General features: G+C 70.3%; 21 protein-coding genes, 1 pseudogene and 1 riboswitch. Of the genes and pseudogenes, 12 read left to right on the forward strand and 10 right to left on the reverse strand.

Annotation, left to right across the window (positions count from 1 at the left end; genetic code table 11):
• Positions 1-206 precede the first annotated feature (206 nt).
• Entirely contained in the window at positions 207-899 is a 693-nt protein-coding gene (locus WG212_RS17695) for an alternative oxidase (protein WP_337188428.1), read from the forward strand.
• Positions 899-1312 (forward strand): group III truncated hemoglobin, encoded by a 414-nt coding sequence (locus WG212_RS17700; protein WP_337188429.1) that lies wholly within the window; start codon positions 899-901, stop codon positions 1310-1312. Before WG212_RS17695 ends, WG212_RS17700 begins: the two co-directional genes overlap by 1 nt.
• Positions 1313-1331: 19 nt before the next feature.
• Here the strand turns inward: WG212_RS17700 and WG212_RS17705 are convergent, their stop codons facing one another.
• Entirely contained in the window at positions 1332-1964 is a 633-nt protein-coding gene (locus WG212_RS17705) for a response regulator transcription factor (RefSeq protein ID WP_337188430.1), read from the reverse strand.
• A 45-nt stretch (positions 1965-2009) separates the two neighbouring features.
• The gene (locus WG212_RS17710) at positions 2010-3257 is read right to left on the reverse strand and encodes a HAMP domain-containing sensor histidine kinase (RefSeq protein WP_337188431.1); all 1248 of its coding nucleotides are present in this window, start codon (positions 3255-3257) and stop codon (positions 2010-2012) included.
• Positions 3258-3396: 139 nt separating this feature from the next.
• Between WG212_RS17710 and WG212_RS17715 the strand changes: the two genes are divergently transcribed.
• The gene (locus tag WG212_RS17715) at positions 3397-4215 is read left to right on the forward strand and encodes a PEPxxWA-CTERM sorting domain-containing protein (RefSeq protein WP_337188432.1); all 819 of its coding nucleotides are present in this window, start codon (positions 3397-3399) and stop codon (positions 4213-4215) included.
• Between the two features lie 18 nt (positions 4216-4233).
• Here the strand turns inward: WG212_RS17715 and WG212_RS17720 are convergent, their stop codons facing one another.
• Positions 4234-5991, reverse strand: coding sequence for an ABC transporter ATP-binding protein/permease (locus WG212_RS17720; RefSeq protein ID WP_337188457.1), 1758 nt, complete (start codon positions 5989-5991; stop codon positions 4234-4236).
• A 247-nt stretch (positions 5992-6238) separates the two neighbouring features.
• Here WG212_RS17720 and WG212_RS17725 point away from each other — a divergent pair, with 247 nt between their 5' ends.
• Positions 6239-6841 (forward strand): TIGR00730 family Rossman fold protein, encoded by a 603-nt coding sequence (locus tag WG212_RS17725; RefSeq protein ID WP_337188433.1) that lies wholly within the window; start codon positions 6239-6241, stop codon positions 6839-6841.
• On the opposite strand, the gene WG212_RS17730 is transcribed toward WG212_RS17725, so the two are convergent.
• From WG212_RS17730 to WG212_RS17740, 3 genes are all read right to left on the reverse strand, one after another.
• Entirely contained in the window at positions 6838-7695 is an 858-nt protein-coding gene (locus tag WG212_RS17730) for a class I SAM-dependent methyltransferase (protein ID WP_337188434.1), read from the reverse strand. The two genes, WG212_RS17725 and WG212_RS17730, sit on opposite strands and share 4 nt — an antisense overlap.
• A gap of 103 nt (positions 7696-7798) precedes the next feature.
• Positions 7799-8254 carry a MerR family transcriptional regulator gene (locus WG212_RS17735; protein ID WP_337188435.1) on the reverse strand — a complete coding sequence of 152 codons (456 nt, stop codon included), beginning with the start codon at positions 8252-8254 and terminating at the stop codon, positions 7799-7801.
• Positions 8255-8331: 77 nt separating this feature from the next.
• Complete coding sequence (locus WG212_RS17740) at positions 8332-10377, reverse strand: NAD(+) synthase (RefSeq protein WP_337188436.1); 2046 nt, start codon at positions 10375-10377, stop codon at positions 8332-8334.
• A gap of 175 nt (positions 10378-10552) precedes the next feature.
• On the opposite strand from WG212_RS17740, the gene WG212_RS17745 reads away from it, so the two are divergent.
• Together WG212_RS17745 and WG212_RS17750 are read left to right on the forward strand one after the other, a co-directional pair.
• Complete coding sequence (locus WG212_RS17745) at positions 10553-11239, forward strand: protein-S-isoprenylcysteine O-methyltransferase (RefSeq protein WP_337188437.1); 687 nt, start codon at positions 10553-10555, stop codon at positions 11237-11239.
• Positions 11236-12276 carry an LLM class flavin-dependent oxidoreductase gene (locus WG212_RS17750; protein ID WP_337188438.1) on the forward strand — a complete coding sequence of 347 codons (1041 nt, stop codon included), beginning with the start codon at positions 11236-11238 and terminating at the stop codon, positions 12274-12276. The genes WG212_RS17745 and WG212_RS17750 overlap by 4 nt, the downstream gene beginning before the upstream one ends.
• Before the next feature lie 223 nt (positions 12277-12499).
• On the opposite strand, the gene dksA is transcribed toward WG212_RS17750, so the two are convergent.
• Both dksA and WG212_RS17760 read right to left on the reverse strand, forming a co-directional pair.
• Entirely contained in the window at positions 12500-12928 is a 429-nt protein-coding gene (gene dksA / locus WG212_RS17755; RefSeq protein ID WP_337188439.1) for an RNA polymerase-binding protein DksA, read from the reverse strand.
• A gap of 93 nt (positions 12929-13021) precedes the next feature.
• A complete protein-coding gene (locus WG212_RS17760; RefSeq protein ID WP_337188440.1) occupies positions 13022-13456 on the reverse strand; it encodes a flagellar assembly protein FliX in 435 nt (144 codons plus the stop codon).
• A 191-nt stretch (positions 13457-13647) separates the two neighbouring features.
• Here WG212_RS17760 and WG212_RS17765 point away from each other — a divergent pair, with 191 nt between their 5' ends.
• From WG212_RS17765 to WG212_RS17775, 3 genes are read left to right on the forward strand one after another with little or no spacing between them, the layout of a single operon-like run.
• Positions 13648-14775 carry a flagellar basal body P-ring protein FlgI gene (locus tag WG212_RS17765; protein ID WP_337188441.1) on the forward strand — a complete coding sequence of 376 codons (1128 nt, stop codon included), beginning with the start codon at positions 13648-13650 and terminating at the stop codon, positions 14773-14775.
• Positions 14775-15092: a rod-binding protein gene (locus tag WG212_RS17770; protein WP_337188442.1), complete on the forward strand. Its 318-nt coding sequence runs from the start codon at positions 14775-14777 to the stop codon at positions 15090-15092. Before WG212_RS17765 ends, WG212_RS17770 begins: the two co-directional genes overlap by 1 nt.
• Positions 15092-15535, forward strand: a complete 444-nt coding sequence (locus tag WG212_RS17775; RefSeq protein WP_337188443.1) for a flagellar basal body protein — start codon at positions 15092-15094, stop codon at positions 15533-15535. The genes WG212_RS17770 and WG212_RS17775 overlap by 1 nt, the downstream gene beginning before the upstream one ends.
• Here WG212_RS17775 and WG212_RS17780 read toward each other — a convergent pair.
• A complete protein-coding gene (locus WG212_RS17780; protein WP_337188444.1) occupies positions 15532-16035 on the reverse strand; it encodes an Rrf2 family transcriptional regulator in 504 nt (167 codons plus the stop codon). The genes WG212_RS17775 and WG212_RS17780 overlap by 4 nt on opposite strands.
• Positions 16036-16131: 96 nt before the next feature.
• On the opposite strand from WG212_RS17780, the gene WG212_RS17785 reads away from it, so the two are divergent.
• From WG212_RS17785 to WG212_RS17795, 3 genes are all read left to right on the forward strand, one after another.
• Positions 16132-16512: a group 1 truncated hemoglobin gene (locus tag WG212_RS17785; protein ID WP_337188445.1), complete on the forward strand. Its 381-nt coding sequence runs from the start codon at positions 16132-16134 to the stop codon at positions 16510-16512.
• A 101-nt stretch (positions 16513-16613) separates the two neighbouring features.
• A riboswitch (FMN riboswitch) is annotated at positions 16614-16792 on the forward strand.
• An 86-nt stretch (positions 16793-16878) separates the two neighbouring features.
• Entirely contained in the window at positions 16879-17394 is a 516-nt protein-coding gene (locus WG212_RS17790) for a 6,7-dimethyl-8-ribityllumazine synthase (RefSeq protein WP_337188446.1), read from the forward strand.
• Positions 17391-17816 carry a PaaI family thioesterase gene (locus WG212_RS17795; protein WP_337188447.1) on the forward strand — a complete coding sequence of 142 codons (426 nt, stop codon included), beginning with the start codon at positions 17391-17393 and terminating at the stop codon, positions 17814-17816. Before WG212_RS17790 ends, WG212_RS17795 begins: the two co-directional genes overlap by 4 nt.
• A gap of 215 nt (positions 17817-18031) precedes the next feature.
• On the opposite strand, the pseudogene WG212_RS17800 reads toward WG212_RS17795, so the two are convergent.
• Positions 18032-18261 (reverse strand): annotated as a pseudogene (locus WG212_RS17800) (hypothetical protein); the annotation flags it as partial.

Here is an 18261-nt window from a genome sequence, read left to right on the forward strand (position 1 = left end):
CCGGCCCGCACGCCGATCCGGGGTTCGCGGACGGCGACCTTGCCTATGAACCAGCCCCCTTGAAAGGCGCTTCTCGAGCCGGCGCTGCGAGCCTCCGTACCGCTACCTAGGGGACGGACCCGGATAGCTGCGAACCCCTGGGACCGGCTACGTCCAGGGCTGTCGCCACCAATGGAGCGGCGACGCCGACATCACGAGAACTGGCCATGGCATCTCCTCCGATCGACCTCACCGTCACCCATCGGCCCCGCGGCCTGTCCGATCGCGTCGCGTTCGGCTTCGTCAAGGCGCTGCGCTTCTGCGCCGACACCTTCTTCGCCAGGCGCTACGGCCACCGCGCGGTGGTGCTCGAGACCGTCGCCGCGGTGCCCGGCATGGTGGGCGCCACGCTCAACCACCTGAAGTGCCTGCGCCGGATGGAAGACGACCGCGGCTGGATCAAGACGCTGATGGACGAGGCCGAGAACGAGCGGATGCACCTGATGACCTTCATCGAGGTGGCCAAGCCGACGGCCTTCGAGCGCTTCGTTGTCGTCGCGGCCCAGTGGGTGTTCTACCTGTTCTTCTTCGGCCTCTACCTGATCTCGCCGCGGACGGCGCACCGGGTGGTGGGCTACTTCGAGGAAGAAGCGGTGGTCAGCTACACCCACTATCTGGCCGAGATCGACGAGGGTCGCTCACCCAACGTGGCCGCCCCCGCGATCGCCCGGCGGTACTGGAGCCTGCCGGCCGACGCGACCCTGCGCGACGTGGTCGAGGTGGTCCGCGCCGACGAGGCCCACCACCGCGACGTGAACCACGCCTTCGCCGACGAGCTGGCCGGCGTGCGGCCGGCGGCCAAGATCCCCGCCGTGTGGCCGCATGAGCCGCTGGAGCCCCACTGGCGCGAGGCGGCCTGATGGAGCCTCACCTGCGGGTCGGCCCCGGCGTCGCCGCCGGCGTGGACGAGGCGGTGATCCGCACGCAGGTGCACACCTTCTACGGCCGGGTGCGGGTCCATCCCGTGCTCGGCCCCGTCTTCAATTCCGCCATCGGCGACTGGGACGAGCACCTGGCCAAGCTGTGCGACTTCTGGTCGTCGGTGCTGCTGATGACCGGCCGGTTCAAGGGTTCCCCCATGGCGGCGCACGCGCGGCGACCCGACATCCGCGACGAACACTTCGCCGTCTGGCTGGACCTGTTCGAGGCGACGGCGCTCGAGGTCTGCCCGCCGGCGGCGGCCGACCTGTTCATCGAGAAGGCCCACATGATCGGCCGCAGCCTGCGCCTGGGCCTGGCCGTCCAGCGGGGCGAGCTCTTGCCGCGAATCTGACGGCGGGCAGGCCGCGCGGTCAGATCAGGCCGAGACTTCGGGCCCGGATGACGGCTTCCGTGCGATTGGCGGCGCCCAGGGCCGCAAACGCCGCCGCGGCGTGCGTCTTGACCGTGGCGGGCGAGAGATCGAGCAGGCGGGCGATGTCCTTGTTGGAGGCCCCCTCGGCCATCAGGCGCAGGATTTCGTCCTGGCGCGCCGTCAGCCGGACATCCGGGCGCCTTCGGGCGGCTGGGGTCCCGCGTGAGTTTGCGCCAGCCAGCGCGAGAACCTCCGGCGGCAGGTAGCGGCCCCCGGCCAGGACGAGCCGCACGGCCGCCTCGATGACGGCGCTCCGAGACGTCTTGGGGCAGAAGCCCGCGATGCCGGCCTCGAACAACGCCAGCAGAAGCGCGTCGTCCTCGTTTCCGGTGATCACGAGGATCGGCGTCGAAGGCGCGATGCGCCGCAGCCGGGCGATTCCCTCCAGCGGCGGCGATCCCGGCATCGTAAGATCGCAGAGGATCAAGTCCGGCGGCGGCGCGGCCGCCGCCCAGGCGGCGGGGTAGTCGGCGGCCTGGGTCACCGCGACGCCGGGCCAGCCCAGCGTGACGGCGCCGCTGAGCGCCTCACGCATCATCGCGTGATCGTCGCATATCAGGCAGGTCCGCATGGGCGCGACATCCCGGTCCTGGCAGAGTTCGCCGCCTAGCGGTCGCTAGCCGTGGCCCCGAGGCAATTCAAGCCAGAAGGCGCTGCCGTTCTCCCAGCAAGGTTCATGCCGGGCGTCGCCCCCCATCAGCTCGGCCAGGCGTCGCGTGGAGGCGAGCCCGAGGCCGAAGCCGCCCCGGACCTCATCGCCCGAGCTCCACACGCCTTGCGCGAATTCCTGGAACAGGCCCGCGCGATCCGCCTCTGGAACGCCCCGGCCATCGTCGATGACCCAGATGCGCACCTTGGCGCCATGGCGGCGAGCGCCGACGAGCACCCGCCGCGCCCTGGCGTGGCGGATGGCGTTGACCAGGAGATTGCCCAGGGCCCGCTCGATCAGGGCCTCGTCGCCCCTGGCCCGGAGGCGGGTCGGCGCCGCGACGATGCGGACGCCCGACAGCCGGGCGGCGGGCTCGTACAATTCGGCCAGCCGCGCGATGATCGACCCGACCGACAGCTCCCGAACCTGCGGCCGGACGACCCTCGCGTCCAGCTTCAGGTGGTCGAGGATCTGGCGAAGCTGTTGCTCCATGGCGCCCAGGGCCCAGTCGGCCCGCATCTGCGCCGCCTTGCGCTGCGCCGCGGACCGCGCGTTGACGGTCTGGTCGAAGAACAGCCGGGCGGCCTGCAGCGGCTGGCCCAGGTCGTGGGAGGCGGCGGCCAGGAAGCGGGCGCGGCCGTCGCGCGCGGCCTCCGCCTCGGCCTTCGCAGCATAGGCCTCGTCGACGGCGTTCTGGAGGTGCTCGCGCAGCATCAGCAGCCCCGCGGTGAAGGTTCCATAGAAGAGCGCGACGGCATGGCGCTGCTGGTCGTCGGACAGGAGGTACCAGGCCGAGAGGCCGAGCGGGATCCCGACCGGGGCGATCGTGCCCAGGAAGCCTCTACGGCCGCGGGCGCGCACCGATCCGATGATCTCCACCACGACGGGGCTGACGCAGAGCAGGCTCGCCATGAGCCGCAGCTCGGGCGTGCCGTAGGGCATGGCGATCCAGAAGCCGCCGACGGTGGCGAGGTTGCCGAACCAGAAGACCTGCAACGTGTGCGGATACCAGCCATCGGGCGTATCGTCCGGGACGCCGCGCCAACGCTCGAAGGCGATCGAGACGATCCACCAGCCGATGAAGCTCGCCTGGACGACGTCGTAGGCCAGCATGCGGGCCGGAGGGATGACCTCGCCCAGGTGCAGATGCACGAAGGCGGCCGACAGGACGGCCACCACGATCGCGAGCGACTGCAGGCGAAACATCAGGCTCATCGTGTCCCCCAGGCGGCGCATGGTGGCGCCGGCGGACGCGCGCGCAAGGGACTAGGCCATCCGGCTGGGCCATCCGGCCGATGTGCGGCCGGGAGGCGCGACCTAGGCTCGTGGACAAGCCTCAGGATTGGAGAGTTGCATGTCCTTGATCCGCAATCTGCCCAGCGCCATCGCCCTGGCCGCGTGCGTCGCCATCGCCACGCCGGCCGCCGCCGGCGTCACCGAGTTCTTCGACGGGAGCATGACCCCGAGCCAGTACGACATAGACGCCTATGCGGATTATGACGTGAATATTCGATTCAGGCTCGGCTACGCCGCGCGGACCGGCCCCGGGGGCGTCGCCGGAACGGCGATCCACACCGCCTATGGGGTGACGGGCATCAGCTCGCCGGCCCCGCGGTTCAACATCGTGAACCCGGCGTTCGTGTACGATCCGTCGATCGAGGGCGAGATCCTCTCGATCGACGCGTCCTTCGATCAGTCGATGCGCCTGTACCACAACGACGTTGCCGTGAGTCTGGCGACCGGGCCGGCGCTTGTCCGCCTGATCGCGGAGCAGGACGGCAATATCTATCTCTCGAGCCAGACCATCTTCACGGGCTTGCCGTTCAACGACTGGATCCACATTTCGACGACGGGCCTGGTCGCAAGCGATTTCCGGCTGTTCGACCCGGCGAATCCGTTCGCGCCGCTCACGACGACGGGCCTGGACTTCGGCGGCGGCGCCATCACGTTCGGCCTCCAGCTCGCGCACTTCGGCGTCTCGGTCGGCGGCGGGCCTTCGACGGGGCTGGTCGATTCGGCCGTCGCCGTGGCCAATCTGCGCATCGCCGTCCACTCCGCCGATTCCGCCGGCGTGGTGCCCGAGCCCGGGACCTGGGCGCTCATGATCGGTGGATTCGGCCTCGCCGGGACGGCGCTGCGGCGGCGCCGGGCCTCAGTCGGCGCCTGGTCCTGACGGGGAGCCGGACGCACTTCACCCCGTGCGCGTCTGGCGGCGCCAGAGGGCGGCGTACTCGGCGCCCTTGGCCAGGAGTTCGTCGTGGGTCCCGCGCTCCACGATCCGGCCGCGGCGCAGCACCAGGATCTGGTCGGCGTCGGCGACGGTGGACAGGCGGTGGGCGATCACCAGGGTGGTGCGGCCGGCCTTCACCCTGCGCAGGGTCTCCTGGATCGCCGCCTCGGTGGGGCCGTCGAGCGCGCTGGTCGCCTCGTCCAGGATCAGCAGGCGCGGGTCGGCCAGGAGAGCGCGGGCGATGCCGACCCGCTGGCGCTCGCCGCCCGCCCGTTTCAGCCCCCGCTCGCCCACCCGGGTCTCCAGCCCGCTGGGCAAGCCGTCGATGAAGGGGCCGAGTTCCGCGGCGTCGGCGGCGGCGCGCACCTCGGCCAGCCCGGCGGAGGGACGGGCGAAGGCGATATTGGCGTAGAGGGTGTCGTTGAAGAGCGCCACGTCCTGGGGCACCAGGGCGACGGCGCGGCGCAGGTCCGCCTGGCGCACCCGGCGCAGGTCGACGCCGTCCAGGGTGACGCGGCCGTCCTGCGGGTCGATGAGGCGCATGGCCAGGCGCACGGCGGTGGTCTTGCCCGCGCCCGAAGGCCCGACCAGGGCGACGGTCTGGCCCGGCCGCGCCTCGAAGCTGACGCCCAGCAGGCCCGAAGACCGGGCGTCGTGGCGGAAGCTGACGCCCTCGAAGGCCAGGGCCGCCCCCTGCCCGCCGGCCGGCGGCAGGGCCTGCGCGCCGGGCGCGTCGACGATGTCGGGCGTCCGCGCCTTCAGGGCCACCATCTGCTCCATGTCGATCAGGCCCTGGCGGATCTCGCGGTACTGGAAGCCCAGCATGCCGAGCGGCGCGTAGAGGCCCGAGAGCAGGAACACCGCCATGGTGATGTCGCCGAGGCTGAGCCGGCCGCCCGAGACCTCCATCCCCGCCATGACGGTCATGGCGGCGAGGCCCACGTTCAGGATCAGCGCCTGGCCGGCATTCAGGAGGTTGAGCGAGCCGTTGGCCCGGGCGCTGGCGTCCACATAGCGGCCCATGGCCTTCCCATAGGCGTCAACGAGGCGGTCTTCGGCGCCGAAGGCCTTGAGCGTCTCGTAGTTCATGAGCGCGTCGGACGAGAGGCCCGCCGCGCGCGTCTCGGCCTCGTTCAGCTCGCGGCGGTGCGAGAGGCGCCAGTCCGTGATGCGGAAGGTCAGCGCCGCATAGACCATCAGGGTGGCGAACGCGGTCAGGGCGAAGCGCCAGTCCAGCCGTACGACCATGACCCCCATCGCCAGGATCAGCTCCAGGAAGGTCGGCCCCAGGCTGAAGATCACGCTGCGGATCAGGAAGTCGGTGGACCGCGCGCCGCGGTCGATCACGCGGGCGAGCGCGCCGGTCTGCTTGGTCTGGTGGAAGTCGAGCGAGAGCGAGAGCGCGTGGCCGAAGCTCTCCACCGCCGCACGAGCCATCGTGGACTGCGAGACGCGGGTGAAGATGGCGTCACGGGCGTAGGGCGCGCAGGCCGCCAGCAGCCGCAGCACCGCGAAGCCGACCGCCAGGCCGATGAAGCCGGCGCCCACGACGACCGCTCCCCGCGCTGCGGGCGTCAGGGTGTTGATCGCCTCCCCCAGCAGGACCGGAGCCAGGACGCCGCACAGCTTGCCCACGAAGACCAGAATCAGGGCGGCCGTGATCCGAAGGCGGAGCTGGGGCGCGCCCGAGCGCAGGACCAGCGCCATGAGGTCGCCCATCGCGCGCCAGAAGGCGAACCGGTCGTCGGCGGGTTCGACGGCGCCGGGGCCTGAAAGATGGGGATCGGTCGTGTGGGCGTGGACCAAGGCGTCAGCGATCCGGACCGGCCGGGCGGCGACGCGCGGGGCGATGGAGAGGCGCGCAATTCACGGTTTACTTGTCACTCCATAACCCCGAGCCTACCGACCTTGGACCCGGCGCTTCGCGAGCACGCTGGGTCCCGGTGTTTCCACTGGAGTATGCGCGATGCGGCGTCAGAGCCAGCGCCTGGAATCGGCCTGCGTGTTCTGCGGCTCCTCCGATGCGGCGGACCCCGAGTTCCTGGCGGCTGCGGCGACGGTGGGCAAGGCGCTGGCGGTCTCGGGTATCCGGCTGGTCTACGGCGGCGGCGGCGTGGGGCTGATGGGCGCGACGGCCCAGGCGGCGCACGAGGCCGGCGGCGACGTACTGGGGATCATCCCGACCTTCCTGGTGGGCGTGGAACGCGCCCTGGAGACGGTGGAACACATCATCGTCGACAACATGCACGAGCGGAAGATGCTCATGTTCCAGCGCTCGGACAGCTTCGTGGTCCTGCCGGGCGGGATCGGCACGCTGGAGGAGGTGGTGGAGCTGCTGTCGTGGCGGCGCCTCGACCTGCACGCCAAGCCGGTGGTCTTCTACAACCCGCGCGGCTTTTGGGACCCGCTGTTCGCCCTCTTCAGGCATACGGTGGACGAACGGCTGACCCCGCCCGACTTCATGGAAGCCTGGGTTTCGGTCACGGCGGCGCACGAGGTCGTGCCGGCGTTGCTGGCCCAGGCCCGCGAGCCCTTCCCCTCCGAGGCGGCGGTGGGGCGGCGGGGTTAGACCGTCGCGATCAGCAACTGTTCCGAGGTGGATGGCCGGAGGCCGCTGGCCGCCCCGGCGAAGTAGAGCCGTTCCAGCTCGGCCGAAGACACGTGCCAAGCTTCGCTGAAACCCGCCTCGCGCGCCAGCGAGACGATGTCAGCCGGCGAGAAGAATGAGACGAAAGGCGTACCGGCCGCCCGGGCGATCTCTTCCGTCGCCTGGCGCATGGGCTGCTCCTCCGGGTCGACGAGGTCGAGCGGCAGCAGGAAGGACATCGCGAGGATGGAGCCGGCCGCAAGCCCTGCGGCCTGGCGCAAAGTCGCGGCGACCGCGTCGCGGGTCAGGTACATGCTGACGCCTATCGAGGTTACGAGCGCCGGCGCCTCCGCATCGAAGCCCGCCGCTGCAAGCAGGTCCCACCAGGAAGGTCCGGCTTCGAAGTCCACTGGAACCAGGCGCAGCCCCGGCGGGACGCCGAACCCCAGCTCCACAAGCCGCCGCCGCTTCCAAGCCTGAGGGCCCGGCTGGTCGACTTCGAAGACCTGGAAGCGGGACGCGATCTCGGGGCGGCGCTGGACGAAGGTGTCGAGACCGGCGCCCAGGATGACGTACTGCCGTACAGGGCCACCCGCATGATCGGCGAGCAGGTCCTCGACAAAGCGCGCACGCGCAACGATGGACGCCCGCACCCGGCGTGTGGCAACGGGCTCCATGTCGGGGCGCCCGCGCCAGTCGGGGCTCGGAGCCGCCAGCTCCAGGCCGATCCGGTCCTCGAACACCGGCGGCCCCGGATCGACCTCGAGGTGCAGGGCCCGCCACAGCGCGACGCGCAACGCCGTGCTCTCCGGCCCTTCCATCATCGCATTCGGCATGGCGTTCCGCTCCTTCCAAGGCCCCGGAGGAACGCCCGCTTCATGCGGCGTCCGCCTTCGCCGCTCGCGGTCGTAGCGGTTCAAGCGGACTTGAGATCAAGCGCTATTTCGCGGACAGAGCGCCGACGCGGCTTTCAAGCCGAAGGTCGAGCTCGGCGGCGAGGACCGGGCAGCCGTCGAACGGATCGGCGCGCGGGCAGCTCAGGAAATACTCAAGGCAGCGCCGCGCCTCCTCGGCCGCGCGGATGTGCTCGTTCAGGACCCTGATCCGGCCGTTCAGCGTCCGGCGGGCGCGCGTCTCGTCGGCTTCAGGCGCCAGGACGTCGACGATCTCCCGGAGGCTGAGCCGGCCCCGGTCCCGGAGGAGCTGGACCAGGGCGAGCCGCCGGAGCTCCGCATCGCCGTAGTAGCGCTGGCCCGATCGCCGCTCCGTCGGCCGGACGAGGTCGATGTCCTCATAATACCGAAGCGCCGAGGCGCGGAGCCCGAAGCGCCGGGCGACCTCACCGATCGGGAGAGCGGTTCGCGGCGCGGTCTGCACGCTTTTCTTGCGAGTCATTCTCAACAGATAGGCGCAAACACACCGCGCGTACAAGCGAGAGCGAGGACTGACCGTCCCTGGGAGACCCGTGGAAATCAGGGCACGTTCGCCTCCAGCTCGTCCAGCCAGACCCGGGCCGTTCCGTCGCTGGGGGCGCGCCAGTCGCCGCGCGGGGAGAGCGCGCCGCCGGAGATGACCTTGGGGCCGTTGGGCATGGCCGAGCGCTTGAACTGGCTGATCTCGAAGAACCGGAAGAGGAAGACGCCCAGCCATCTCTTGATCGTCGCCAGGTCGTAGGCGTTGCGCGCCTCGGGCGGGAAGTTCTCGGGCCACAGGCCCTCCGCCACATCCCGCCAGGCATGCCAGGCCAGGAACGCCACCTTGGACGGGCGCAGGCCGTAGCGGGTGATGTGGAACAGGTTGAAGTCCTGGAGCTCGTAGGGTCCGACCTTGGCCTGGGTGCTCTGGATCGCGCCCGTCGCATCCGCCGGCACCAGTTCGGGCGAGATCTCGGTGTCGAGGATCGACAACAGGGTGGCGGACGGCCCGTCGGGGAACTGCCCCGTCTTCACGACCCAGCGGATGAGGTGCTGGATCAGCGTCTTCGCCACGCCGGAATTGACGTTGTAGTGGCTCATCTGGTCGCCGACGCCGTAGGTGCACCAGCCCAGGGCCAGCTCGGAGAGGTCGCCGGTGCCCAGGACGAAGCCGTTCCTCTGGTTGGCCAGGCGGAACAGGTAGTCGGTGCGCAGGCCCGCCTGCACGTTCTCGAAGGTGATGTCGTAGACCGGCTCGCCGTTCGCGAACGGATGGCCGATCTCCTCCAGCATCAGGCGGGCGGTGGGGCGGATGTCGATCTCGGCGCCGGTGACGCCCAGGCCGTTCATCAGCGCCCAGGCGTTCGCCTTGGTGCCCTCGCTGGTGGCGAAGCCCGGCAGGGTGAAGGCCAGGATGTTCTCGCGCGGCAGGCCCACGGCGTCGAACGCCTTGGCCGCCACGATGAGCGCGTGGGTGGAATCCAGGCCGCCCGAGACGCCGATGACGATGTGCCGGCTCTTCGTGGCCTGGATGCGCTTGGCCAGGCCGTGGACCTGGATGTTGAAGGCCTCGTAGCAGTCCTTGTCCAGGCGCGCCGGGTCGTCGGGCACGAACGGGAAACGGTCCAGGGGACGGATCAGGCCGACGTCCTCGAAATGCGGCTGGTGCGCGAAACGCACCCGGCGGAAGCGTTGCTCCGGATGGCCGGCGGCCGCGGCCGCGTCGTTGAAGGTGGGCGTGCGCATCCGCTCCAGGCGCAGCCGTTCGACGTCGATGTCGGCCGTCGCCATCTGGGACGCGGCCGGGAAGCGGTCGGTCTCGGCCAGCCGGCGGCCCAGCTCGTGGATCGCGGCCTGGCCGTCCCAGGCCAGGTCAGTGGTGCTCTCGCCCGGCCCGGCGGCGGAATACAGGTAGGCCGCCTGACAACGCATGGACTGGCTGGCGCAGAGGGTCTCGCGGTCGTCGGCCTTGCCGACCACGATGTTGGAGGCCGACAGGTTGCAGAGGATCAGCGCGCCCGCCAGCGCGCCCTGCGTCGAGGGCGGCGTGGGCGCCCAGAAGTCCTCGCAGACCTCCAGGTGGAAAACGAAATCGGCCAGGTCCTCGGCCTCGAAGACCAGATCGGTCCCGAACGCGACCTCCTGGTCGGCGAGCACGGCGTTCAGCCCTGTGACGCCCGCGCCCGGCGCGAACCAGCGTTTCTCGTAATATTCCCGATAGTTGGGCAGGAAACTTTTCGGCACGACGCCAAGAATTCGACCCCGCGAGATGGCGATCGCGCAGTTGTAGAGACGCCCCGCGCGGGCCACCGGCGCTCCCACGATCAGCACCGGTTTCAAGCTCACCGTCGCCGCCGCCAGGGCTGCGATCTCGGCCTCCACGCGTTTCAGCAGGGCGTCCTGCAGGAACAGGTCATCCACCGCATAGGCCGAGATCCCCAGCTCGGGGAACAGCATCAGGTCGCAGCCGCCGGCGTCGCCTTCCCGCGCCATGCGCAACGTCTCGGCGGCGTTGAAGGCCGGGTCGCCCGGCAGCACGGCGGGCGTACAAACGGCGGCGCGGACGAAGCCGTGCGTGTGGATCGCGTGGAACGGCCTCGTCACCAATCGCTCCCGTCCGGGGTAATGCTCACTTTGAGCATATATATCACCCCGTCCCAGCCCGCAAAGCCGATCCAGGCCCCCAGCTCAGGGCGCGGACTCTGGGCGCCGACTTAGGGCCCTTCATTGCTATTGATAATCGTTCGCATATCATGGCGGAAAAGGTCGGGAGGCCATCATGGCGCAGAATCTGCATCGCTCACCGCTTCGCATCATGATGATGACCATCCTCGCCGCGGCCCTGGCGGCCTGGGTGCTCTACGGCAAGCCGCTGACCCTGGGCGGCGCATTCTGGCTGGCGGGCTTCGTGGTGATGTTCGCCATCCGCATCCCGCACCACTCGCGCAACCAGGCGAACGTGGCGACGACCGACGCCCACGACCTGTCCGAACGGCTGCTGCTCACGGCCATGTGGCTGGCCAGCATGATCCTTCCGATGGTCACCCTGGCGACGCCCTGGCTCGACGTCGCCGCCTATGAGCTGCCGCCGGTCGCGGTCTGGGTCGGCGGCGCCCTGCTCGTCCCCTATCTGTGGCTCTTCTGGCGCAGTCATGCCGACCTGGGGCGCAACTGGAGCCCGGGGCTGGAGATCCGCGAGGGACACGGCCTGGTCACGGCGGGCGTGTACGGCGGCATCCGCAATCCGATGTACGCCGCCATCTGGCTGGGCGCGCTGGCGCAACCGCTGCTCATCTGGAACTGGATCGGCGGCTTCCTGGTGATCCCGGCCTTCGCCGCCATGTGGTTCGTCCGCGTGCCGCGCGAGGAGGCGATGATGCGGCAGGCCTTCGGCGCCGAGTGGGACGCCTACGCCAGCCGAACGGGACGGTTGCTGCCCAGGCTGCTGCCGAGGATCGGCGCATGACCACCTTCGGCCTCTTCCTCAACCTCGGCGCACGACTGGCGGACGACCACGCCGGCGTCTACCGCCTTGCGCTCGAACAGGCCGACGCCGCCGAGACGCTTGGCTACCATGACGCCTGGGTGACCGAGCACCACTTCATTCCGTTCGGCGTCTGCTCCAACGCGCTCACCCTGGCCGGCTTCCTGCTGGGCCGCACGCGGCGGCTGCGGGTGGGCACGGCCGTGACTCTGGCGCCACAGTACAACGCCCTGCAACTGGCCGAGCAGGCCGCCATCCTCGATCAGGCCAGCGGCGGCCGCTTCGACTTCGGGATCGGTCGTGGCGGCTATGCGGCGGACTTCGCGGCCTTCGGCGTCGATCCCGCCCGCTGGGACGACGAGATCGGCGAGACGATTCAGGTCTGCCTGGACGCCTGGACCCGGCCCAGCGTCGAGGGACGCGGGCGCTGGCACCGATTCGCGCCGGTGGCGCTGACGCCCCGCCCCCTCTCCTCGCCGCACCCGCCCCTCTTCGCCGCCACCGCCACCGGCGCCAGCCTGGAGACCGCCGCAGCCCACGGCCTGCCGCTCCTGCACTATTTCGCCACGCCGCCGGACGCCCGTGTCAAGGTCGAGACGGCCTATGCCGAGCTGCGCGGCGGGCCGCCCGCCTCGCCGCACGTCCACGCCCTGATCGTCGTGGTGACCGACGACGAGGCCGGCGACCGCGAGCGCCTGCGCGAGGCGCTGACGGCCGCGTTCATCGACGGCGACCATCCGGCCGTCCCGCAGTCCCAGGGGCGCCGGGCGCACGGCGACCGCGCGGAACTGGCCCGCGCCGTGGCCGAGGCCGCCATCGTGGGCCCGCCCCACGCCGTGGCCGAGCGGCTGGCGGCGTTCCGCGCCCGGACCGGCGCCGAGCGGCTGTTGCTCTACATGGAAGCGATCGGCGACCGCGGCCGCACCCTGCGCTCGATCGAGCGGTTCCACGCCGAGGTGCGCCCAAGGCTGGAAGCCGGGACGCCTTTCGGCTCTGAGCCCGCGACGGGCGCGGCCTAGATTCGTCCACGAAAAACACGAAAAGGGCCGCAACCGACGGCCCGCGCACACCCGTGCGGGGAGCTATCCCGGACGGACCTGGCGCGAGGGCGACCGCCGCAGGTCATGAACCGCGGAGATCGCAGAGATACGCTGAGAGACTGCGCGGGCCTCGGACTCCCCCGCGCATCTTTGCGATCTCCGCGGCGGAATCCCTGCGCCTGCGGCGCGCCAGACGCGGTCGTCAGTCGTCGCGGTGGACGCGTTCGCGACGCTCGTGGCGCTCCTGGGCCTCCAGGCTCAGGGTGGCGATGGGTCGCGCCTCGAGGCGGGCCAGGCCGATGGGCTCGCCGGTCTCCTCGCAGAAGCCGTAGCTGTTGTCCTCGATCCGGCGCAGGGCCTCGTCGATCTTGGAGATCAGCTTGCGTTGGCGATCGCGGGTCCGCAGTTCAAGAGCGCGGTCAGTCTCCGAGGACGCCCGATCGGCAAGGTCGGGGTGGTTCTCGGTTTCCTTCTGGAGATGGGAGAGCGTCTCGCGAGATTCGCGAAGGATGTCCTCTTTCCATGCCAGGAGCTTCTGCTTGAAATATTCAAGCTGCCGCTCGTTCATGAACTCCTCGTCCTCGGAAGGACGATAGTCGGATTTTTCAGCCAGGACCGTGGCTGTCTTCATGAAAACCTCACGCCCCTTGGGGACCCTGAGACACGCGGCGGCTGTATAGCAAAACGACCGGCGGTTTCAACGCCGCCGAAAAGCACGGTTTCGTCAGGCCGCACGGGCGGCCGACTCCAGCTTTGCAAGCTCCACCGCCGCGCGGGTCTCGATCTCGTCGAGAACGGCTTCCAGCTTGGGATCGTCAGTGGCGGCGCGCTGCTCCCGGACAGCACGGGCCAGGCGCTCCACCTGCGCCTTCGAGAGTTCACCGCCCAGGAGGGCGATCTTCAGGCCGTCGAGTTCATCCAGCAGGCGGCCCGCCCGGTTCACCGACCGGCGGCGGCGCTCCACGGCGCTCTCGACGTCCTGGAGCGCCAGCAGCGCCTCGACGCCCATGACCCCTGCAACGCCGGCGACCGAGGCCGCCTGGACGGGAGCCGCGGGCGCGGCCGGACCGGAAACGCTGAACCCCTGGCCGGCGGGCGCGCCGCGCGCGGGCCGGGCGGCCGAAGCGGATGCGGGCCCGCTGGCGCCGTTGACCTTCATGGGTGCGGTGTCCGGGCAGTCCAAACCATGCGCCACCTTTTACCGGCTAAACTTGCAGCATGGTTAACGGGCGGCGGAATCTGCCTAGTCGATCTTGCCGCCCGCAACCCCGGGATCGTTGTTTTTACGGGACTTTTCCGCTGGCACGGATCTGGCCTCCACCCTCGGAACCCATACGCCCGAAGGTTGCCATGCGTCCGGCCCGATCCCCGCTTCTCCGCCTCGTCTCCGCCCTGGTCCTCGCCGCAGGCGTCGCCGCCGGCGGTCCGGCCTGCGCGAAATCGCGCATCAAGGACATCGTCGAGTTCGAAGGCGTCCGCGAGAACCAGCTCGTCGGCTATGGCATCGTGGTAGGCCTGAACGGCACGGGCGACGCCCTTCGGAACGCCCCGTTCACGCGCCAGAGCCTCGAGGCGATGCTGGAGCGGCTGGGCGTCAACGTCCGCGACGCCAACCTCAACACCAAGAACGTGGCCGCGGTGATGGTGACGGCGAAGCTGCCGCCGTTCTCGGCGCCGGGCTCCCAGATCGACGCCACGGTGTCGGCCATGGGCGACGCCAAGAGCCTGCTGGGCGGCACGCTGCTGGTGACTCCGCTGCTGGGCGCCGACGGTCAGGCCTACGCCGTCGCGCAAGGCACCATCCAGACGGGCTCGGTGAGCGCCGGCGGCGCCTCGGGTTCGGCGGTGCTGAAGGGGGTCCCCACGGCAGGCCGGATCGCCGGCGGCGCGACGGTCGAGCGCGAGGTGGGTTTCCAGCTCGCCAGCATGGGCCAGATGCGGCTGACGCTGCGCAATCCCGACTTCACCACCGCCCGGCGCATCGCCGATGCGGTGAACACCCTGCATCCCGGTACGGCCGTGGCCGAGAACCCCACCATCATCGCCCTGCGTCCACCGGCCGGCCGCGACATGGTCAGCTTCATGGCCCAGATCGAGAACCTGACCGTCGAGCCGGACAACGGCGCCAAGGTGGTGATCGACGAGGTGGCCGGCGTGATCGTGATGGGCGAGGCGGTCCGAGTCTCGACCGTCGCGATCCAGCAGGGGAACCTGACCATCACCGTGCGCGAGCAGCCGGCGGTAAGCCAGCCCGGCGCCTTCGCCCCGCGCGGCGCCGAGACCGTGGTGATCCCCCAGTCCGACATCTCGGTGGACGAGGAGAAGGGGAAGCAGTTCCTGACGGTCCGCTCGGGCGCTTCGCTCTCGACCCTGGTGGCGGGCCTGAACGCCCTGGGCGTCACGCCGCGCGACATGATCTCGATCCTCCAGACCATCCGGGCGGCTGGCGCGCTGCAGGCCGAGATCGAGGTGATGTGATGACGACCCCGATGTCGCCTTCGCTGGTCTCCCCAGCCCTGCTGTCGCCCACGCCCGCCGCCACCGCCCAGGACATGGCGCGGACGGCGAAGGCCAGGGACGCGGCGCAGACGTTCGAGACCCAGTTCCTGTCGGTCATGTTCCAGCAGATGTTCGCCGGAATAGAGACCGATGGCCCATTCGGCGGCGGCGCCGGCGAGGAGATGTTCCGCTCGCTGATGACCGACGCGATGGCGCAGCACACGGTGAAGGCCGGCGGCATCGGCATCGCCGACACGATCCAGCGCGAGCTTCTCAGACTTCAGGAGGCCGACTGATGGCCATAGCCGCCACCGACGCGACCGACCGCGTCGATCAGCTCATCATCCTGACGGAAAGGCTGACCGAGATCATCGCCGCCCAGGCCCAGGCCTTCGAATCGCGCCGCCCCCAGGACGCCGCGAAGATGCAGGAAGAGGCCTCGCGGCTGGCCAACCTGTACCGGCACGAAAGCGCCCGCGTCCGCGCCGACCCACGCCTGGTGGAAGGCGCGCCCGCACCCGACCGCCAGCGGCTGATCCAGGCCACCGAGGCGTTCGACGCCGTGCTGGCCCGCCAGGGCCGCGCCATCGAGGCCGCCCGTACGGTCACCGAGGGGCTGGTGAAGTGCATCGCCGAGGAGGTGGCGGCACAGCGTAGCCAGGCCAGCGTCTACGGCGCCACCGGGACCCAGAACGCCGCGCCCCTGGCGACGGCGATCACGCTGAACCGCCGGGCCTAGCCCGGGTCGGCCGGACGCCGGAACCTCGATCCCGGCGCGGGTCGGGGCCAACCTTCCGCGAGGCGGACGGTCACGCCGAGCGCGCGGCCCAGGGCCTCGCGGTTCGCCGACACATCGGCCAGGGTGTAGCGATCCAGGACCTCGACATAGGCTCTGAGCGCCTCATCCAGCCGCCGCTGCAGCAGGCAGACCGCCGCCAGCGGGCAGGTGTTGGTCTCCATGTTGAAGCACTCGACCAGTTCCCCCAGGTCTTCGGTCTGGCGCACGACCGCCCCCAGGCGAATCTCCTCCGGCGCGCGGGCCAGGCGAACCCCGCCGCCCCGCCCCCGGACCGTCTCGACGTGGCCCAGGTCCCGCAGCCGCTGCAGCACCTTCACGAGGTGATTCCTGGAGATCCCGTAGGCGCTCGCGATGGCGCCCGCCGTGGAGGCCGGTCCATCCATCGCGGCCAGGTAGATGAGCGCGCGCAGGGCATAATCGGTGTGCAGGCTCAGACGCATCGGAGGTCTCGATCGGCGCCTTGCGGCCCCGCTTAAAGTGGCATATCAGACGCCGGTTTTAAAAATGGCATCTGAAATACCACTTCTGGAGGACGCGTGAACTCTCTCTACGAACGCATCGGCGGCACGGCGGCGGTGAAGGCTGCGGTGGACATCTTCTACGACAAGGTCCTGGCCGACGGCCGGATCGCCCACTTCTTCCAGGGCGTCGACATGGACGCCCAACGCCGCAAGCAGCGGTCGTTCCTCATCATGGCGTTCGGGGGACCCAACACCTATTCGGGCGCCGACATGCGCCGGGCGCACGCGCCCCTGGTCGCGCAGGGGCTGAACGACACGCACTTCGACGCCGTGGTCGAAAACCTGGCGGCCACGCTCGCCCAACTGGGCGTGGGCGCCACCGAGATCGGCGAGGTGGCGGTGGTGGCCGAGAGCGTCCGCGACGACGTGCTCGGGCGCGAGAGCGTGGCGGCCTGAACCACCCCGTTGTCCCTGGACGGGGGCGACATCCGCTCAAACACTTGTTTGACGCATGGGAACCGTCGTATGTCTTGCGGGCCGCCGGATTCACCGGCGGCCTACGTTCTCAGGGCGGGGTGAAACTCCCCACCGGCGGTAATGCCCTCCCCTCGCGAGAGGAAGGGACGAGCCCGCGGGCGCCTTCTAAAGCCTCGGCGACAGCCTGGGCGACGGAGGGGACGAGCAGAGCCGGTGCGATCCCGGAGCCGACGGTCATAGTCCGGTTATGAGAACGGTCATGCAGCGCGTGAGGGACTCTGTCCGTCGTGCGCCCGTGGCCTGCCCCTGAGTCGTGGTCCTTTGAACCCGGTCAGGGAGAAGACCATGACCCAACCTGCGACCTCCAAGCTCGAGACCCTCGAGTTCCCCACCGCCAACGGCGCCTTCCGCGCCGGCCGCATCGCCTTCGTGCACGCACTCTGGCATGCCGACATCGTCCGTGAGGCCTACCACGGCTTCGTGGAGGAACTGGAGGCCCTCGGCCTCCCCGCCTCGGCCGTCGAGAAGTTCGAGACGCCCGGCTCGTTCGAGATCCCGCTGCACGCCCAGACCCTGGCGCGGACCGGCCGCTACGCCGCCGTCGTGGCCGCCGGCTTCGTGGTGGACGGCGGGATCTATCGGCATGACTTCGTCGCCCAGACGGTGATCCAGGGCCTGATGCAGGTGCAGCTCGCCACCGAGACGCCGGTTTTCTCGGTGGTGCTGACGCCGCACCATTTCCACGAGCACGACGAGCACCAGACGTTCTTCCGCACCCACTTCCGCGTGAAGGGCGCCGAGGCGGCTCGGGCCTGCAAGGGCACGCTGGAGAGCCTGGCCAAGTTGGCCGGCGCCGCATGAGCGACGCCGAGACCATCCCCGAGGGCTTCGAGCGCCACGACCGGCGCAGTCCCGTGACCGATCCGTGGGAGCCGATCTGGCGGCGGCTCCACGGCGACGTCATGGTGCTGGGCGTGAGGGCCGCGCAGGCGCACTGCAACAGCCGCGGCTTCGTCCACGGCGGGCTGATCTCGGCGCTCTCGGACAACGCCATGGGGCTGAACTGCTTCCGGCGTCTCGACGGGACCGTCAGGCTGGTCACGGTGAACCTGTCGGTGGATTTCCTCGGAAGCGCCCAGGTCGGACAGTGGCTGGAGTTCGACACCGCGTTCGTGAAGCCGGGCGGGACGCTGTGCTTCGCCCAGGCCTTCGTGACGGCCGACGGCCAGCCCTGCGCCCGGGCCAACGCCGTGTTCCGCGTCGTGCGGACGGCGGCGGCGTGACCTGCCCCCTACCTCCCCCGTCGCGGCAGCGACGGCGGGAGGGGGACCGCGCCCCAATCCACCCCCTCTGGGGGTGGCTTGCGAAGCAAGGGGGGCGCCGGGTCGCAGAGCGACCCGGTGGGAGCGCGTGGTGGAGGGGGCAAGCCCTATCTGCCGACGACGGTACAGCCCGGCCGATCCGCCGAGCCCGCCGCTTGCCCCCTCCACCAATCGCTCTACAGCCGGCTCGCGCCGGCTTCGGCGATCGGTCCCCCTCCCGCCGCTTCGCGGGGGAGGTAAATCTCCCGCTCCACGCCGATGGCGGCGAGGAAGTCCCGGTCATGGCTGACGACCAGGAGCGCGCCGTCATAGCCACGCACCGCCGCCTCGACTGCGGCGACGGAGTCCAGGTCGAGATGATTGGTCGGCTCGTCCAGGATCAGGAGCTGCGGCGGGGGGGGGGCCC

Source organism: Phenylobacterium sp., from assembly GCF_037189685.1.
Classification (GTDB): domain Bacteria; phylum Pseudomonadota; class Alphaproteobacteria; order Caulobacterales; family Caulobacteraceae; genus Phenylobacterium.

What these genes read in the sequence shown, in the direction of transcription:
- WG212_RS17695 (WP_337188428.1), top strand. Translation starts at nt 207, where the DNA reads ATGGCATCTCCTCCGATCGACCTCACCGTCACCCATCGGCCCCGCGGC.
- WG212_RS17700 (WP_337188429.1), top strand. Translation starts at nt 899, where the DNA reads ATGGAGCCTCACCTGCGGGTCGGCCCCGGCGTCGCCGCCGGCGTGGAC.
- WG212_RS17705 (WP_337188430.1), bottom strand. Translation starts at nt 1,964, where the DNA reads ATGCGGACCTGCCTGATATGCGACGATCACGCGATGATGCGTGAGGCG.
- WG212_RS17710 (WP_337188431.1), bottom strand. Translation starts at nt 3,257, where the DNA reads ATGAGCCTGATGTTTCGCCTGCAGTCGCTCGCGATCGTGGTGGCCGTC.
- WG212_RS17715 (WP_337188432.1), top strand. Translation starts at nt 3,397, where the DNA reads ATGTCCTTGATCCGCAATCTGCCCAGCGCCATCGCCCTGGCCGCGTGC.
- WG212_RS17720 (WP_337188457.1), bottom strand. Translation starts at nt 5,991, where the DNA reads ATGGGCGACCTCATGGCGCTGGTCCTGCGCTCGGGCGCGCCCCAGCTC.
- WG212_RS17725 (WP_337188433.1), top strand. Translation starts at nt 6,239, where the DNA reads ATGCGGCGTCAGAGCCAGCGCCTGGAATCGGCCTGCGTGTTCTGCGGC.
- WG212_RS17730 (WP_337188434.1), bottom strand. Translation starts at nt 7,695, where the DNA reads ATGCCGAATGCGATGATGGAAGGGCCGGAGAGCACGGCGTTGCGCGTC.
- WG212_RS17735 (WP_337188435.1), bottom strand. Translation starts at nt 8,254, where the DNA reads ATGACTCGCAAGAAAAGCGTGCAGACCGCGCCGCGAACCGCTCTCCCG.
- WG212_RS17745 (WP_337188437.1), top strand. Translation starts at nt 10,553, where the DNA reads ATGGCGCAGAATCTGCATCGCTCACCGCTTCGCATCATGATGATGACC.
- WG212_RS17750 (WP_337188438.1), top strand. Translation starts at nt 11,236, where the DNA reads ATGACCACCTTCGGCCTCTTCCTCAACCTCGGCGCACGACTGGCGGAC.
- dksA (WP_337188439.1), bottom strand. Translation starts at nt 12,928, where the DNA reads ATGAAGACAGCCACGGTCCTGGCTGAAAAATCCGACTATCGTCCTTCC.
- WG212_RS17760 (WP_337188440.1), bottom strand. Translation starts at nt 13,456, where the DNA reads ATGAAGGTCAACGGCGCCAGCGGGCCCGCATCCGCTTCGGCCGCCCGG.
- WG212_RS17765 (WP_337188441.1), top strand. Translation starts at nt 13,648, where the DNA reads ATGCGTCCGGCCCGATCCCCGCTTCTCCGCCTCGTCTCCGCCCTGGTC.
- WG212_RS17770 (WP_337188442.1), top strand. Translation starts at nt 14,775, where the DNA reads ATGACGACCCCGATGTCGCCTTCGCTGGTCTCCCCAGCCCTGCTGTCG.
- WG212_RS17775 (WP_337188443.1), top strand. Translation starts at nt 15,092, where the DNA reads ATGGCCATAGCCGCCACCGACGCGACCGACCGCGTCGATCAGCTCATC.
- WG212_RS17780 (WP_337188444.1), bottom strand. Translation starts at nt 16,035, where the DNA reads ATGCGTCTGAGCCTGCACACCGATTATGCCCTGCGCGCGCTCATCTAC.
- WG212_RS17790 (WP_337188446.1), top strand. Translation starts at nt 16,879, where the DNA reads ATGACCCAACCTGCGACCTCCAAGCTCGAGACCCTCGAGTTCCCCACC.
- WG212_RS17795 (WP_337188447.1), top strand. Translation starts at nt 17,391, where the DNA reads ATGAGCGACGCCGAGACCATCCCCGAGGGCTTCGAGCGCCACGACCGG.